Origin of the sequence: Microbacterium sp. LWH13-1.2 (assembly GCF_038397735.1) — a bacterium.
GTDB lineage: Bacteria > Actinomycetota > Actinomycetes > Actinomycetales > Microbacteriaceae > Microbacterium.
This window is the reverse complement of sequence record NZ_CP151635.1, coordinates 2,590,269-2,605,307: the sequence shown is the minus strand read 5'-3', so window position 1 is coordinate 2,605,307 and position 15,039 is coordinate 2,590,269. Positions and strand designations below refer to the sequence as shown.

Here is a 15,039-nt window from a genome sequence, read left to right as displayed (position 1 = left end):
CATGCGAGAAGCGCCGGGGTCGAAACGGCAGAACGCGGAGACGGAGTCCGCGGCGCCACTGCTCCCCGCCGTCGCCCACGCCGATCGCTTCACAGTCCAGGATCTCGTCGCCGAAGCGACGGCCGACATCGGGTCACGTCCCGCGCGCCTGGTGATGACCATTCTCGGCACCGTGCTCGGAATCGCCTCGCTGGTCGCGACGCTCGGATTCGCGCAGACGGCTGCCGCACAGATCGCTCGGCAGTTCGACGGTGTCGCCGCCACTCAGGTCGTCGTCACGGCGGCGAAGGCGCAGTCGGGGGCGAACGATACGACCGTCGCGGTCGGACGCCTGCCCTGGGATTCCCCCGAGCGCGTGGCTCTGCTGGCCGGGGTCGAAGGTGCCGCCCTCATCGGCGAGGTCCAGCTGGCGGAGGCGGCGTCGATCACCGCGGTGCCCGTCAACGATCCGTCAGCGCCGGTCGCGCCGTCTCCGCGACTTTTCGCGACCACGGAGGATCTGCTCCAGGCCGTGGACGGCGCTCTCACGACGGGACGGTTCTTCGACGGCGGACACGACGAGCGCGCCGATCGCGTGGCGGTGCTCGGTGCGGGCGCGGCCGAGCGGATGGGGATCAACCGTGTCGAGTCGCAGCCGTCGATCTTCGTCGCGGGCGTCGCCTATGCGGTGATCGGCATCGTCGACGGGATGGATGGGCGATCCGAACTCCTGGACGCGGTGATCATCCCGCAGGAATCGGCCCGGGCGGATTTCGGCCTCGCTGCTCCGACCGAGCTCGCCATCCACATCGCCGTCGGGGCGGGTCCCCAGGTCGCGGAGCAGTCGATCCTCGCACTTCAGCCGGACGACCCCGATGCCCTCGAGGCGAGCGCTCCGGCGTCGTCGTCGGACCTCAGTCGGAACGTCCAGGCGGACGTCAACGTCGTATTCCTGATCCTGGGGGTGATCGCCCTGCTCGCCGGCGGTCTCGGCATCGCAAACGTCACCCTGCTGTCGGTGATGGAGCGGATCGGAGAGATCGGCCTGCGACGCGCTCTCGGTGCGACGCGGAGGCAGATCGGCGCGCAGTTCATGATCGAGTCGATCGTGATCGGCTTCATCGGTGGAATCATGGGGGCCGCCGTGGGCGTGGTCGCCGTGATCGTCGTGGCCGTCGTGCAGGGATGGGCGCCGGTGACCGACCCGCTTGTCGCCTGCGCCGGCGCCCTGCTGGGCGCAGTGGTCGGCTGGGCTTCGGGCTGGTATCCCGCTCGACGCGCCGCGCGCATCGAGCCGGTCGCGGCACTGCGCGGCGCCTGACCCTCGACGCTGAACGCCGAACCCGGGTGCGCGACGGATCAGGAATCAGCCACCTGCGCGGGTGCGGTCCAGGCGGTGGATCTGATCCACTCCTCCAGGTAGAGCGTGGCCGGTTCGATCGCACGCACCGCGGCGAGATCCGACGGATGTTCGGACATCTTCGCGAACTGGCGGAACATCGCCCTGTCCAGGTCGTTGGAAAGCACGCTCAACGGGAGGGGCTGGTACCGTGCGGGGAGTCTGACATGCGCGCCGAACGCGGCGGCGATCTGCGGGCCCGTCAGCTCGTCGCCGACGAGCTCGACGGCTCCGCTGGGCGCATCGGCCAGGCCGAGCAGGAGCGCGGCGGCGACCCGGCCGATGTCCCTGATCGAGATCATCTTCACTGCGACGTCCTCCGGCAACGGCAGACTCAGCACGATCTCGCCGTGCTCCAGCCTCGGTGCCATCACTTCCATGAAGGGGGTAGGACGAACCATGGTCGCCCTGAGGCCAGACCTCTTCAGCCGCTCCTCGATGGTGCGCTTCGAGTCGTGGTGTGGCACACCCGACTCCTGGTCTGCGCCGAAGACCGAGTTGAACACCACGTGCGGGACGCGTGCAGCGACCGCCGCGTCGACGAGCGCGGTGCCGATCCGGATCTCGGTTTCGACCTCCTCGAGGCTGTTCGCCTCCGGGGTCATGAAGTAGAACGCTGTGATCGCCGTCAGCGCGGTGGACAACGACGTCGGGTCGTCGGTTCGGACGGCCGCCAGTTCGACGCCGCGGTCCGCCAGGGCCCGAGCGCGGTCGGACTGCGGGTCGCGCACGAGTGCCCGCACTGTGGCGTTCCGGTCCAGCAGAGCATCGACCACAGCCCCGCCCTGTTGGCCCGTTGCGCCGAAGACCGCGATCGTGCCGGTCGCCTGTGTGCTCATTGCTGCCACCCTTCACTAGTTCATGGCATGAACCAAACTAGTTCATGCCGTGAACAACGTCAACGCGAAGGTCCATCGACGACTGATGGCGCGACGGAAGGGGTCGAGTTGAGCGGTGAGAGCTGGGACGTGTCCGCGATGGTGCCGGCGACGCGCTCGAAGTCGCGCTGGTCGTCGGAGTCGAGGTCGCTCGCGATCTCGGGCAGGCGCGTGCAGATCGCGGTGTACAACGCCTCCGCGAGGATCTTTCCCGCGGGCGTCGTGCTGAGCAGCACGACCCGTCGGTCCTTCCCCGAGCCTGCTCGGCCGACCAACCCGAGCCGCGTGACGCGATCGACGAGCTGGCTCAAGGCGTTCTTGGTCATGCCCAACGACGTGGCGAGGTCAGCCATCTGCCGCGGCTCGTTCCTGACTGCGCAGATCAACGTGGCCTGTGCAGGGGTCAGGTCGAAGTCGGCGCAGATCTGCGCATACTTGCGTTGGATCACGACCGAGAGCCAGAAGAGCTTGTCGCCGTAATGCACACCGGCCTCCCATCCCTTGACAAGCGATCAGCCTACTCGTCGCTGGTCGTTGATCAGGTTCTCGGTGAGCGTCACTGCGTGCCGGCGCGCGGAGCCGGCATGCTGCGTCGGATGACGGCCGCCGCTTGAGCGCGATTGTCGACACCCAGTTTGGCGAGGATCCGTCCGACGTGTGTCTTCACGGTCGTGACTGACAGGAACAGTTCCGCCGAAATGGCAGCGTTCGACGCGTCGTGCGAAAGCGCCCGTGCGACATCGCATTCACGCGGTGTGAGAGCTGCTAGCGCATCACGTTCCGCCGCGCTCGGGAGCTGCGCGTGGTCGGCGGCGAGGCGCATCACCTTGTCGAGCACGTCAGGCGCGAGCACCCTTCGTCCCGTGGCCGCGGCGCGCACCGCGGCCACAAGCTCGATCGGGGGCGCATCCTTCAAGAGAAACCCTCGAGCACCGGCTCGCAGCGCACGCACCACGTCTTCATCGGCGTCGAATGCGGTGAGCACGATGACGGGGAGAGCAGGATCGGCCGCCACCTCGCGCGCGGTCGCAGTCAGACCATCGCAACGCGGCATGCGGATGTCCATGAGCACCACGTCAGGACGATGTCTTGCGATGACAGCCTCCGCTTCCACACCGTCGGACGCTTCTCCGATCACCCGGATGCCGCGATCCGTGCCGAGCACGAGGCGCAGGCCCAACCGCACCTGCGGATCGTCGTCCACGACCACGACCAGGACCTCGGCATCGACGGGGGTGATCATGCCGCGGCCCAGGGGAGCGTGACGGCGACGCGGTGCTCGACCGGTCCGGACGCGATATCGACGGTACCCCCGACCGAGCATGCACGCTCTTCGACGCCCATCAGCCCGAATCCGCGTGAGGCGTTCAGGTCCGACGCGGCGACGATGGCGTTGACCACCGTGATGCCGAGGTGCTCACCGATCGAACCATCGATGCGCACACGTACCGGAACCCCCGGTGCGTGGCGCCGCGCGTTCGTGAGGCACTCCTGGATGATGCGGTATGCGTGTCGACTCACAGCGACGGCAAGGCCCGTGACGTCGATCGCGCAGTGCAGCTCGACACCCGACTGGCTGGACAGAAGAGCATCGAGATCGGTGAGCGTCGGCTGTGGCCGATCCCGCATCGAACTCTCCGGGTCGCGCACCAAGGCCAGAACCTCACGGAGCTCTCCCAGTGCCTCGCGAGCATTCTCATGCACCGTCTCGATCGCCGTCACGCGTTCGTCCGGGTCGAGATCTGTTCGGTACCGCAGCGCACTGGCATGAACTGCCGTCAACGACAACCTGTGCGCCAGTACGTCGTGCATCTCGCGGGCGATGCGTGTGCGCTCGTTGTTCCGCGCGGCGGATTCCCGCAGACGCTGCTCCTCCTCGACGAGGACCGCACGTTCGCGGAGCGACATCACCAACGCCCTCCGTGCACCGATCGAGGCGCCCACAGCCACGGTGGCCGCCAGCACGACAAGGAGCATCACGAGAGGTACAGCAACGTCATCCCCGGATGCTCGAGTGCCGAGCAGGTTCAGACCGGTCAGGGTGACGCTCATCACCGCGACGACCCAGGTCGCGCTGACAATGGCGATCTCGACCGGGCGGCGTCGAGTCGCCACGGATACCAGTGCAAGGAGCGCGGCCGGCCAGGCAGACGCTGACACGGCACCGCCCACGGCGAGCAGTCCCCCGACGACCACAGGAGCGCGCCGCCGCAGCGGCAGCAACCCGACGGCGATGCACCCCACCGCAACGTCCAGCAGCACCAGGCCTGCGAAACGAGCCGATGTCCGATCTGCTCCCAGATCGATGCTCATACCGAAGACGATGCCCAGGGTCACGGCCCCCGCGATGGCGGCGACCGTGACGCGCCACGCGGCATCCCACACGCGTCGCTGACGCGGTGCCGGTGATGACGGTCGGGCGAAGGGCTCCTCCTGACGGTCCCTCATCAGGAAGCTGGAGGGAACTCGTCGAGCTGCGAGGTGATGTCGGTGGATTCCGTGGGAGGCGAGACTTGTGCGCCTGGCTCGAGCCCGCCGGTACTGCTGCCTCTTTCGGCTGATCCGGTCATGATCAGATCGACTCGCCCTTGGGCCGGATGGGCTGGCGGCCGATCCGTGCCGCGACGGCTGTGATCTCGTCGACGGTGTACGCGCTGCGCGTGCCCGAGATCGACATTCCGGCCGCTTCCGCGATCGTCTTCAACGGGTACGGCTGCGGCGAGATGAACTCGCGCCCGTAGGCGATCAACATGCGCATCCGTTCTTCTGCGTCTCGCATGTCGACGCCCGCGAGTCGGATCTCCGAGATGAGGAAGTCCTCGGCCAGCCCGTCCCCGTCGGCTCCATCGCCCGTGCGCAGGTGATGTTCGTAGATCCCGCGCTTCGTGGCCACCTCCTCGCGCACCGCCTCACGGGCCTTGCGGCTCCGCTCGTCCCAGTCGTCCGGCGCAGGGTCGGGCAGCGGAAGGATGATATCGATGATGTCGTCGACTCTGTCTCTCTTGTCCATGCTTGCATTGTAAGCAGCATATTGCGAAGAACGCAAACGATCGCGATGATCGCAAACTGAGGCGAGGAGCGAAACGTTCCGGCTAGTCGGACAGTGGACCGCCCATCGCCCGCCCGATCAACCGCGAGAACGTCGCGATCGCCTCGGCCTCAGTGGTCGCGCCTTCGAGGACCGAGGTCGACAGGGATTCTCCCGCGCCGACGAGGCCGATGCAGAGGCGCTGAAGCTCTGGGTCGGGCAGGCGGACATGGGGTCGAAGGACAGCCTCGAACATCTCGACACCCGTGTCGACGAGCTCGCGATAGATGCGCGAGCGTTCCTCATTGCCCGTCATCGCGGCGCCGATGGCGAAGAACTCGCCGCTCGCATCGGTCGCGCACCGGATGTACGTCGAAGAAAGGGCGTCGATCGTGGGTTCGTAAGCAAGGTCACCCTGGGCCATGCCCTCTTGGAATGCCCGCTTCCGCTCCGCGTCGATCCACCGGTACAGAGCGGTCAACAACGCCGAACGGGTGTCGAAGTGGTCGTAGACGACGGGCTTCGACACCCCCGCTCGCTGGGCGAGGGTGCCGAGTGTCAGCGCGTCCACTCCGTTCTCCCGCACGATGCTCAGCCCCTTCTCCAGCAGATCCTGGTGGCGGGCCTGCCAGGAGAGTCGGCGCTTGGGGGGATCGCCCTGCCTTGCCGTCGTCGTATCGGTCATTAAACTACCTTCAGTAGGTTATGTTGTTACTATAAGTAGCTTACCGAGCGTGGGGCGGGAGCGGCGGTACGTTCCGCGGTTTCCTCCCGCCGCTCACGAGAAGGGGAGACGAACACATGAACGCATCAGCAAGCACGATCCCGCCGCTGCGGCGGGGGGAGGTCGACGTGAACGGTCAGTCCTTCCACGTGCTCGATCAAGGAGAAGGTCCCGCCGTCCTGTTCGCCCACGGGTTCCCCGACGTCGCAGAGACGTGGCTCACCCAGATGGCCGGTGTCGCGGCAGCAGGGTACCGGGCTGTGGCACTGGACATGCGAGGGTTCGGCGCAAGCTACTCGCCCAGCGATGTCGAGCTCTACAGTGCTCTGCACACCGTCGGAGACCTTGTCGGCCTTCTGGAGGCGCTGGAGATCACCGAGGCAGTGCTCGTCGGTCACGACTGGGGAGCCGATGTCGCGCAGCGCGCGATGGTGCTTCGTCCGGATCTCTTCCTCGGTCTCGTCAGCGTGAGCATCCCTTTCCTTCCGCGTGGGGAGGTGAGCACGTGGGATCAGCTCAGGAATGACGGGCTGGCTGATCGCTATTACGCCTTCGAGATGATGAAGCCGGAGGGGCATCTCGCGTTCGAACCGGCCGCAGCATCGATCCCGAGTGCGCTGTACTGGCTGTCGGGAAGTCCGGCAACGGGCGAAGGATGGGATCCCATCGACGCCTCTCGCGGAATGCTGCGACCGGCACCGGTGAGCGTCCCCTCGTGGGCGGATCCCTCCTACGTGTCGTCCTCGATCGCGGCATTCCAGAAGAGCGGCTTCGATAGCGGTCTGAACTACTACCGAGCGTCCGACATCACTTTCGAGCAGTTGTCGGCATTCAAGGGCGTACCGATCCGACAGCCCGCTCTCTACATCTGGGGAGCGGAAGACGGCCTCTGCCAGCTGTTCCACCCTGAACCGCCCACCGTGGAACAGTTGCGCGCATCCGCCCCGAGGCTGGTCGATGTGATTCGCCTCGAAGGCGTAGGCCACTGGCCGCAGCACGAGGCAGCCGAACGAGTGACGGCGGAGATCGTCACCTTCCTCGCCGGAATCGACTGGCCCGACACGCTCCATGACCGCACCGAAGGAAAGAGCAGATGATGATGAACCTCGACCACGCAGTTCGACGGGAGGATCTCTCCGGTGTCTCGGAGCTCCTGCGCTCAGGAGCCGACGTCAACCAGGCCTTCGCAGACGGACTCACCGCGCTCATGGTGGCCTCTGCTCGAGGAAACGCGCAACTCGTCGCGATCCTCCTGAGCGCCGGCGCTGATCCTCGGGCTGTGGAGCGGCAGATGGGCGCCACGGCGCTCCACAAAGCGGCGCAGGGGGGAAGCGGCGACGTGGTCTCACTGCTTCTCGACCATGGCGCTTTCATCGATCAGCAGTCGCCGACACTCGGGAACACCGCCCTCATGGACGCCGTGCTCCAGAAACAGCCGGAGGCTGTCCAGGCGCTGCTGCATCGCGGAGCTCGAACCGATGTGAGGAACCACTGGCATCAGAGCGCAGTGGAGCTCGCGCGTGAGGACGGCTTGGACGCCATCGCGGACCTCATCACGGCCCATGACTCCGCCAGCGCCCGACGGGTGGCCTCGCTATCTCTGTTCGGGGCCGCGAAGGCGGGCGACCTTCCTGCCGTCGAGCGGCTCATCGAAGAAGGATGGATGCTGAATGAGCGCCACCCGATCGTCGGTGGCTTCGATGACGACTACACGCCCTTGGGCGTCGCCGCCCGTGAAGGCCATGTGGCCGTCGTCGAGCGACTGCTCGCCGCGGGCGCAGATCCGCGACGCACCATCGGACTCATGAGGGGCACGGCGGTGCACGACGCCGCCTACTTCGGACACGCCGATGTCCTTCGCAGTCTGCTTGCAGGCGGCCGCACGAGCGCCGCGGCGGACGTCGATGCGCAAGGGCCCTACAACGGACTGACCGCGCTTCACGATGCGGTGTGGCACGGACACATCGACTCGGCTCGGGCGATCATCGACGCCGGGGCCTCATTGACGCTGAGAACACATGCAGGACTCACCCCGAAGGATCTCGCGAGTCTCTACGGATATGACGAACTCGTGAACCTGCTGGCAGAGGAGGAACTGCACAGCCGTCGGTAGACTCGGCTGATCTGGAGGCAGAGCATGGAGAGTCCGCGCACCGGCGACCGCGTGATCCTCGTGCACGGGTGGCCCGGACTCCCGTCAGATTTCGACGCGGTTCGGGATGCGCTTCAACCGGCCACGGTGATCGTGCCCGACCTCCGTGGATTCGGATCGGCGTTCGCGGGCGATCTTCCGCTGTCGGAGGCCACCGCTGATGCGCATGCTCACCGTCTCCTCGACGCTCTCGATCGCGTACCCGGCGGTGGCCGCACCGTCATCGCCGGGTACGACATCGGCAGCCGCATCGCTCAGGCGGCTCTGCGTCTTGACCCCTCGCGTTTCCACGGTGCCGTCCTCACGCCGGCGTATCCGGGTATCGGCGACCGCGCGACAGCGCCGTCGCTCGCGCCCGTGTTCTGGTATCAGCATTTCCAGCGCGAGCCGATCGCGACCGCGTTGATCGACGGCAGACCCGACGCGGTGGCCAGCTATCTCGACCATCTCTGGGGTGCCTGGAGCGGATCCACCGCGCCGCAGACCCACCCCCGACGCGAGGAACTCGTCGCGGCGTATTCACGGCCGGGCGCATTCGCCGCGAGCATCCGGTGGTACCTCGCGAACCACGGATACAGGGCCGACCGGTCGCCGGTCGAGACCCCCGCCGTCATGCTCTGGCCGACGGAGGATCCGCTGTTTCCGATCGAATGGTCTGACCGATTGGGCGAGCACTTCACCGACATCACGCTGCAACTCGTCGAAGGAAGTGGGCACTTCCTGCCGATCGAAGCACCGTCGGCTTTCGCTGACGCAATCCGCTCTTTTCTGTCTCCGGCCGCGCCCGCGAGCGGAGACTGTCCCTGAGACGGGCGGGACGACCTGCTCTTCGGGGGTCAGAAGCGCGCTGCCCTCGTCGCCGTCCGAATGCGGTACAGGCTCGTCGTCGCCGCGATGAACAGGTCAGTTCCGTCATCGCCGCCGAAGCAGAGGTTGGCGACGACCTCCGGCACGGCGATGAAGAGGACCTCCGTGCCTTCCCGGTCGAACACGTGGATGCCGTCACCGGCAGATGACCACACGCGCCCCTCCACGTCGACGGCGATGCCATCGGGCAGGCCGATCTCGATCGAGGCGAAGTGCCGGCCCCCACTCGCGTGCGCTCCGTCGACGTCGTAGGCACGGATCCAGTGTCCCGGCCCGTCGCCCAGGCCCGCGGCGGTGTCGGTGACGTACACGGTGTCTCCGCCCGGGGAGAAGGCGATGCCGTTCGGACGATCGATGTCATCGATCACCGCTGTGAGCCCGTCCTCCTCCGCCCAGCGGAAGACGCGGCAGTCGCCGTACTCGCGGACGCCGGGATGCCCCTCGTGCGGTTGCACGATCCCGTAGTCGGGATCCGTGAACCAGTACGAGCCGTCCGGCGCCACCACGACATCGTTGGGGGAGTTGAGGCGGTGATCCTCCCACCGGGCGACGATCTCGGTGAGCGTTCCGTCCGGAGCCTCCCGCTCCAGGCGGCGCCGCCCGTGAGAGCACTGCACGACACTGCCGTCGCGGTCGAGTGCGCGCCCGTTGGTGAACTCCACCTCGTCGCGGTGCACATCGACCGATCCCGTCGCGGCATCCCAGCGCAGGATGCGGTTCCCGGGGATGTCGCTCCACCGCACCGCGCGCTCTTCCGGGATCCAGAGCGGGCCTTCGCTCCAGGTGGCGCCGGAGGCCAGGAGCTCGAGGTTCGCCCCCGGGGGGATCAGATTCGTGTCACTCGTCATCGGTGTTCTCCTGGATCTCGGCGCAGGAGACTCGCACGGCACCGGCGATGCGACCGGCGTCGGGGTAGTGGGGGAGCAGGGCGTCGATGATCTCGGCCACGGCTTCCTCGACCGTGCGGCCGGCCGCGCGCGCAGCCGATGCGCGCCGATGCACGTCGCGGAAGTACAGACGGTACCCGTCGATCAGTTCGTCGCCCCCGACGGGGCCGTGGCTGGGCACGATGATCCTGGCGGACATCTCCTCGAGCACGTCGAGGCTTCGCACCCACTGGCGCATGCTCGACCGGGGGCTGGCGAAGGCCGGCGGCGGCGACATGGCGATGTCGCCGGAGAACAGCACCGCATCCTCGACGACGTGGGCGACGGTGTCGCCTGGCGTGTGGTTCGCCCCCATCGACCGCAGCCGGACGTGAACTCCTCCGAGATCCAGCTCCAGAGCATCGTCGAACACGATGTCGGCATCGCGGAACGCGGCACCTTCGAGCAGGTCTGCGTAGTCGCTCGATCGCCCGCGGAAGTCGGCCGCGACGCGCAGGCCCTCCGCCGCGATCTCCGCGACCTGGCTGCGCGCCCGGAGCATGACCGTGTCGGCGGGGAAGGCGCCTGCTCCGAGGTCGTGCTCCGGATGCACGTGAGTGGTCATGAGTCTCTGCGGTCGACCGGGGGCGATCGAGGTCACGACGTCGAGGACGCGGCGTCCGTTGCGGGCGCCGATTCCGGTGTCGATGATGAGGACGGCCCTGGAGCCGACGACGATCCCGACGTTCGGAACCCCCGGCACGCTCCCGTCCGGGATCACATGCACGTGCTCCGTCAGCCGCTCGAGATCCTCCGGTCGCACAAGCGGAGGGGCCCAGTCCGACGCCGTCATGAGGGGAGCACCGACGTCGATTCGCGGACGACGAGTTCGCACTCGTGCATGACCTCGCCACGGAGATCCTTGCCGTCGAGGATGCTGAGTACGGATTGCGCAGCGACCCGGCCGAGCTCGTCGAGCCGCGGATCGATCGTCGTGAGCATCGGACGAGAAGCGAGAGCCATGACGTCCCAGTTGTCGAAGCCGACCACCGATACGTCCTCCGGCACTCGGATCGACTCCTGTTGGAGCTGTTCCACGACGCCGCGCGCGATCTGATCGCTGCCGCAGAACACCGCGTCGAAGTGGGTGCCGGATCGGGCGAGGATGCTCGCCGCCTGGCGTCCCCACGCTTCGCTCCACTCGCCCCACAGGGTGGCGCCTTCGGGGTGTTCGATTCCCGCCTCCTTCAGCTGCGCTGTCATCCCGGCGTGGCGGAGCCGCGCCGAGAGGTGCTTCTGCGGACCTGAGACGTAGGCGATCCGCCGGCGTCCCAGTGACAGCAGATGCGTCACAGCGAGGCGGGCTCCTTGCTCGTCGTCGATGACGATGGAGAGGTCCTCCGGGCGCTGCGACGGGGACAGGACGTAGCAGACCGGCACGCGCGTGGGGATGCCGATGGGTGCCCGGGCCTCCGCGCGGCGCCCGGTGACGATGATCGCGTCGACGCGGCGGGCGAGGAAGGTCTGCAGGTGGTGGTTCTCGCGGATGGGGTCTCCGCGCCCGTCGGCGAGCAGCACCGATATGCGTCCCGCACTCAGCGCATCTTCGACGCCGAGCATCATGGGGATGGCGAAGCGCGTGAAGCTGTCCGTGGTCAGCAGGCCGATCGTGTACGACCGAGTGGAGCGGGGCTCCTGGCGGCGCGGTCGAGCCGAATAGCCGAGGCGCTGCGCCGCGTCGACGATCCGTGCGCGGGTGTCCTCGCGCATGCGGCCGCTTCCGCCCAGTGCTTTGGACACGGTGCTGATGGACACTCCTGCGTCGCGAGCGACATCCGAAATGGTGGGATGAGAAAGATCCGGCATCGTTGCCCTCCTTGCGCAAGAGTTTTCTCTCTATTTCCAGGGGAGTCAATCCTCATTTTTGGGAAAGTACTGGAAAAAACTTGGTGCTCGCGTCGACGTAGCCCGAAACTGACATCACAGCCGGTCCATCTCAATGAGGAGTAGAAATGACTGCAGTACGAAGGGTTATCGCCGGCGGTGCCGGTCTGATGACCGCCGCCCTGGTCCTGACCGCATGCGGCGGGGCGACGACGTCGGGTTCGGACGATGTCGACGAGCTCACGATGTGGGCGCGGTCTTCCACCCAGGACTACACGCAGGCCCTGGTCGACGCATACAACGAGACGCACGACACGCAGATCTCGCTGACGATCGTCGCGTCCGACAGCTTCCAGCAGAAGGTCGGTGCCGCGGCCGGTGCCGGTTCCCTCCCCGACATCCTCGCCTCCGATGTCGTCTATGCGCCCAACTACGCGAAGCAGTCCGTCTATATGGACATCACCGACAGGATCGCATCGCTGCCCTTCGGAGACGACCTCGTCTCCGCGCACATAGAGGCATCGACATTCGACGGAAAGACCTATGCGGTGCCGCACAAGGTCGATTCCAGCTTCATCTTCTACAACAAGGACCTCTTCGCCGCCGCCGGTCTCGACCCCGAGAGCCCGCCTACGACCTACGACGAGATCTATGAGGCGGCGAAGGCCGTCACGGCACTCGGCGGTGACACGTACGGCTTCTACTTCCCCGGCAACTGCGCAGGCTGCAACGCCTACACCTCGTTCGGCGTGGCTCGCGCCGCGGAGGAGCTGCCGATCAGCACGGACGGCAAGACCGCTGACATCGACAGTGACGCTCTGGCGGAATGGTTCGGGCTGTACCAGCGGCTCTTCGCTGACGGACTCGTCCCCGCGGGAGCGACGACAGGGGATACCACGACTCAGCAGGAACCCTTCCTTCAGGGCAAGGTCGGCATGTGGCCGAACGGTTCGTACTCTATTCCGACGGTCAACGAGACGGTCGACTTCGAATGGGGGTACATGCCGCTGGCGACGGCGGACGGGTCGGCCACCGGCACGTTCGTCGGCGGTGACGTGATCGGAGTGTCCAGCACGACGAAGAACGCGGATGCCGCGTGGGACTTCATCGAGTGGACGCTCGAGGACGAGGCGCAGGTGGACATCGTCGCGAAGGACGGCAACCTCCCGGTCCGCGTCGATCTCTCCGGCAACGAGTACACCGCAGCCGATCCTCGTCTCACCGCCATCACCGAAGGCATGGAGAACGGCTACACGCCCTCGACCCTCCCATACGGCGAGGCGATCAATTCCCCGAACGGCCCATGGTTGACCGCGATGCGCGGCGTCGTCTTCAATGACGACCCCGATGCCCTCGCCCAGGGACAGAAGGCCGTGCAGGCACTGCTGGATGGAGCGAACTGACCGTGTCCGTCGTCACCCCTGCTCCGGTCGGTTCGGCGCACGTGCGCCGACCCGACCGGAGCCGCGGCAGCATCCGCCATCAGCTCGCCGGATGGGCTTTCATCGGCCCCACTGCCGTCACGATCCTGATCCTCTTCCTCCTGCCCCTGGCGATCGTGCTGTTCATGTCGCTGAGCGACTGGCCGCTTCTCGGATCCCCCACGGTGATCGGAATCGGGAACTACGTCGAGATCTTCAGCGACCCGGGCTACATCGGCGCCATCCTGTTCACCCTCGGCTACACGCTGCTCGCGACCGTGGCCATCTTCGTCCTGGCGCTTCTGTTGGCGGCATTCCTGAATTCCTCGCGACGCGGGTCGAAGTTCTACCGCATCGCGATCTTCGCCCCCTACGTCGTCGGTCTCTCGACGGCGAGCCTGATGTGGGTGGTCAACTACAACGACCAGGTCGGCATCTACGCGCACGCGCTTCGGTGGCTCGGCATCGCCGACGGTCCTGTCGGCTTCTTCGACACCCCTCTGAGCGCGACGCTCGCCGTCACGGTCATGATCGTGTGGAAGTTCGTCGGGTTCCAGGTCATCATCCTCCTCGTGGCGCTGCAATCGATCCCCGCCAGCGTCAATGAAGCGGCGATGATGGACGGCGCGACCTCGTGGCAGCGCTTCTTCAGCATCACGCTGCCCTTCCTGCGTCCGACCCTGGCGCTCCTGCTCGTGCTCTCGGTCACCGGATCGCTGCTCGCTTTCGACCAGTTCGTGGTCATGACCCAGGGAGGTCCTGACAACACGACGGTCACGCTGGTGATGTCGATCTACAACACCGCGTTCACCTCGTTCGACCTCGGCAAGGCGGCGGCCCTGTCGATCATCATGCTCGTCGCACTCGTGGTCATCAACGGCCTCCAGATGAAGTTCGTGAAGGGCTCTGACAAGTGAGTATCATCGACCGGACTTCGACCTCGACCACGGACACGCAGCTCCTGACGACCATGGGCAGCCGTCGTCGATCGAGCACGAGGCACACGTTGCGGGGAATCCCGTACCACATCACCGGAATCGTGCTCGCGCTCGTGTTCCTGTTCCCTCTGGTGTGGTCGACCCTGAACTCGTTCAAGACCCCGGCAGAGGCGAGTTCTTCTCCTCCGACTCTGTGGCCTCAGCAGCTCAGCGGCGAGAACTACGAAGAGCTCATCGCGAACGGCGAGGGGCTCGGGCAGTACATCGGCAACTCGCTCGTCGTCGCCGGAGTCTCGGTGCTGCTGACCATCGTGATCGCCACGCTGGGCGGTTACGGCTTCGCCCGCTTCCAGTTCCGCGGGAAGAACATCGTCTTCCTGGCGGTCATCGCCGTGCTGATGGTGCCGCATGCGACGCTCGTGCTGCCGCTCTACTTCATGTTCGCACGAGCCGGAATGCAGGACAGCCTCGTCGCTGTCGGACTCGTGCTCACCGTGTTCCAGCTTCCGTTCAGCATCTTCCTGATGCGGAACAGCTTCGAGGCCATCCCCGTCGAGCTCGAAGAGGCAGGCAGGGTCGACGGTGCGAGCTCGTTCGGAGTGTTCCTGCGCATCTCGTTGCCTTTGGTGCTGCCTGGGGTGGTGACGGTCGCCCTGTTCGCGTTCCTGGTGTCGTGGAACGAGTTCTTCATTCCGCTGCTCCTGCTCAACGACGGCTCGAACTTCACGCTGTCGGTGATGCTCGTCAATATCCGAAGCGGTGCGTACGGTTCGATCGACTGGGGCCTGCTGCAAGCGGGAACCACCGTGGCCATCCTGCCCTGCCTCGTCCTCTATCTCGTGCTTCAGCGCTTCTACATCGGTGGTCTCACCGAGGGCGCGCTGCGCGGCTGAACCTTGTCTC

General features: G+C 66.4%; 16 protein-coding genes. 7 read left to right on the top strand and 9 right to left on the bottom strand.

Annotated elements, in window-relative coordinates; translation table 11 throughout:
- The first annotated feature begins 1 nt into the window (after position 1).
- On the top strand, positions 2-1,300 hold the full coding sequence (locus tag MRBLWH13_RS12545) for an ABC transporter permease (RefSeq protein ID WP_341955338.1): 1,299 nt from the start codon (positions 2-4) through the stop codon (positions 1,298-1,300).
- A gap of 38 nt (positions 1,301-1,338) precedes the next feature.
- On the opposite strand, the gene MRBLWH13_RS12540 is transcribed toward MRBLWH13_RS12545, so the two are convergent.
- From MRBLWH13_RS12540 to MRBLWH13_RS12515, 6 genes are all read right to left on the bottom strand, one after another.
- Complete coding sequence (locus MRBLWH13_RS12540) at positions 1,339-2,217, bottom strand: NmrA/HSCARG family protein (RefSeq protein ID WP_341955337.1); 879 nt, start codon at positions 2,215-2,217, stop codon at positions 1,339-1,341.
- Between the two features lie 59 nt (positions 2,218-2,276).
- Positions 2,277-2,741 (bottom strand): MarR family transcriptional regulator, encoded by a 465-nt coding sequence (locus MRBLWH13_RS12535; RefSeq protein ID WP_341955336.1) that lies wholly within the window; start codon positions 2,739-2,741, stop codon positions 2,277-2,279.
- A 71-nt stretch (positions 2,742-2,812) separates the two neighbouring features.
- Positions 2,813-3,499, bottom strand: coding sequence for a response regulator transcription factor (locus MRBLWH13_RS12530; protein WP_341955335.1), 687 nt, complete (start codon positions 3,497-3,499; stop codon positions 2,813-2,815).
- Complete coding sequence (locus MRBLWH13_RS12525; RefSeq protein ID WP_341955334.1) at positions 3,496-4,704, bottom strand: histidine kinase; 1,209 nt, start codon at positions 4,702-4,704, stop codon at positions 3,496-3,498. The genes MRBLWH13_RS12530 and MRBLWH13_RS12525 overlap by 4 nt, the downstream gene beginning before the upstream one ends.
- Before the next feature lie 124 nt (positions 4,705-4,828).
- Entirely contained in the window at positions 4,829-5,266 is a 438-nt protein-coding gene (locus MRBLWH13_RS12520; protein WP_341955333.1) for a hypothetical protein, read from the bottom strand.
- An 82-nt stretch (positions 5,267-5,348) separates the two neighbouring features.
- Complete coding sequence (locus MRBLWH13_RS12515; RefSeq protein ID WP_341955332.1) at positions 5,349-5,969, bottom strand: TetR/AcrR family transcriptional regulator; 621 nt, start codon at positions 5,967-5,969, stop codon at positions 5,349-5,351.
- A gap of 116 nt (positions 5,970-6,085) precedes the next feature.
- Between MRBLWH13_RS12515 and MRBLWH13_RS12510 the strand changes: the two genes are divergently transcribed.
- Genes MRBLWH13_RS12510 through MRBLWH13_RS12500 form a run of 3 tightly spaced genes read left to right on the top strand, consistent with a single transcriptional unit; the run spans position 6,086 to position 8,967 of the window.
- Positions 6,086-7,105: an alpha/beta hydrolase gene (locus tag MRBLWH13_RS12510; protein WP_341955331.1), complete on the top strand. Its 1,020-nt coding sequence runs from the start codon at positions 6,086-6,088 to the stop codon at positions 7,103-7,105.
- Positions 7,102-8,121, top strand: coding sequence for an ankyrin repeat domain-containing protein (locus MRBLWH13_RS12505; protein WP_341955330.1), 1,020 nt, complete (start codon positions 7,102-7,104; stop codon positions 8,119-8,121). The genes MRBLWH13_RS12510 and MRBLWH13_RS12505 overlap by 4 nt, the downstream gene beginning before the upstream one ends.
- Before the next feature lie 24 nt (positions 8,122-8,145).
- A complete protein-coding gene (locus tag MRBLWH13_RS12500) occupies positions 8,146-8,967 on the top strand; it encodes an alpha/beta hydrolase (RefSeq protein ID WP_341955329.1) in 822 nt (273 codons plus the stop codon).
- A gap of 29 nt (positions 8,968-8,996) precedes the next feature.
- Here the strand turns inward: MRBLWH13_RS12500 and MRBLWH13_RS12495 are convergent, their stop codons facing one another.
- Genes MRBLWH13_RS12495 through MRBLWH13_RS12485 form a run of 3 tightly spaced genes read right to left on the bottom strand, consistent with a single transcriptional unit; the run spans position 8,997 to position 11,693 of the window.
- On the bottom strand, positions 8,997-9,875 hold the full coding sequence (locus MRBLWH13_RS12495; protein WP_341955328.1) for an SMP-30/gluconolactonase/LRE family protein: 879 nt from the start codon (positions 9,873-9,875) through the stop codon (positions 8,997-8,999).
- Positions 9,865-10,746 carry an MBL fold metallo-hydrolase gene (locus MRBLWH13_RS12490; RefSeq protein ID WP_341955327.1) on the bottom strand — a complete coding sequence of 294 codons (882 nt, stop codon included), beginning with the start codon at positions 10,744-10,746 and terminating at the stop codon, positions 9,865-9,867. Before MRBLWH13_RS12490 ends, MRBLWH13_RS12495 begins: the two co-directional genes overlap by 11 nt.
- Positions 10,743-11,693 (bottom strand): LacI family DNA-binding transcriptional regulator, encoded by a 951-nt coding sequence (locus tag MRBLWH13_RS12485; RefSeq protein ID WP_341955326.1) that lies wholly within the window; start codon positions 11,691-11,693, stop codon positions 10,743-10,745. The genes MRBLWH13_RS12490 and MRBLWH13_RS12485 overlap by 4 nt, the downstream gene beginning before the upstream one ends.
- A 212-nt stretch (positions 11,694-11,905) precedes the next feature.
- On the opposite strand from MRBLWH13_RS12485, the gene MRBLWH13_RS12480 reads away from it, so the two are divergent.
- The 3 genes from MRBLWH13_RS12480 to MRBLWH13_RS12470 are packed head-to-tail and all read left to right on the top strand — an operon-like array spanning position 11,906 to position 15,029.
- The gene (locus MRBLWH13_RS12480; protein ID WP_341955325.1) at positions 11,906-13,180 is read left to right on the top strand and encodes a sugar ABC transporter substrate-binding protein; all 1,275 of its coding nucleotides are present in this window, start codon (positions 11,906-11,908) and stop codon (positions 13,178-13,180) included.
- A 2-nt stretch (positions 13,181-13,182) separates the two neighbouring features.
- Entirely contained in the window at positions 13,183-14,115 is a 933-nt protein-coding gene (locus MRBLWH13_RS12475; RefSeq protein WP_341955324.1) for a sugar ABC transporter permease, read from the top strand.
- Positions 14,112-15,029, top strand: coding sequence for a carbohydrate ABC transporter permease (locus MRBLWH13_RS12470; RefSeq protein WP_341955323.1), 918 nt, complete (start codon positions 14,112-14,114; stop codon positions 15,027-15,029). The genes MRBLWH13_RS12475 and MRBLWH13_RS12470 overlap by 4 nt, the downstream gene beginning before the upstream one ends.
- Positions 15,030-15,039: the final 10 nt, after the last annotated feature.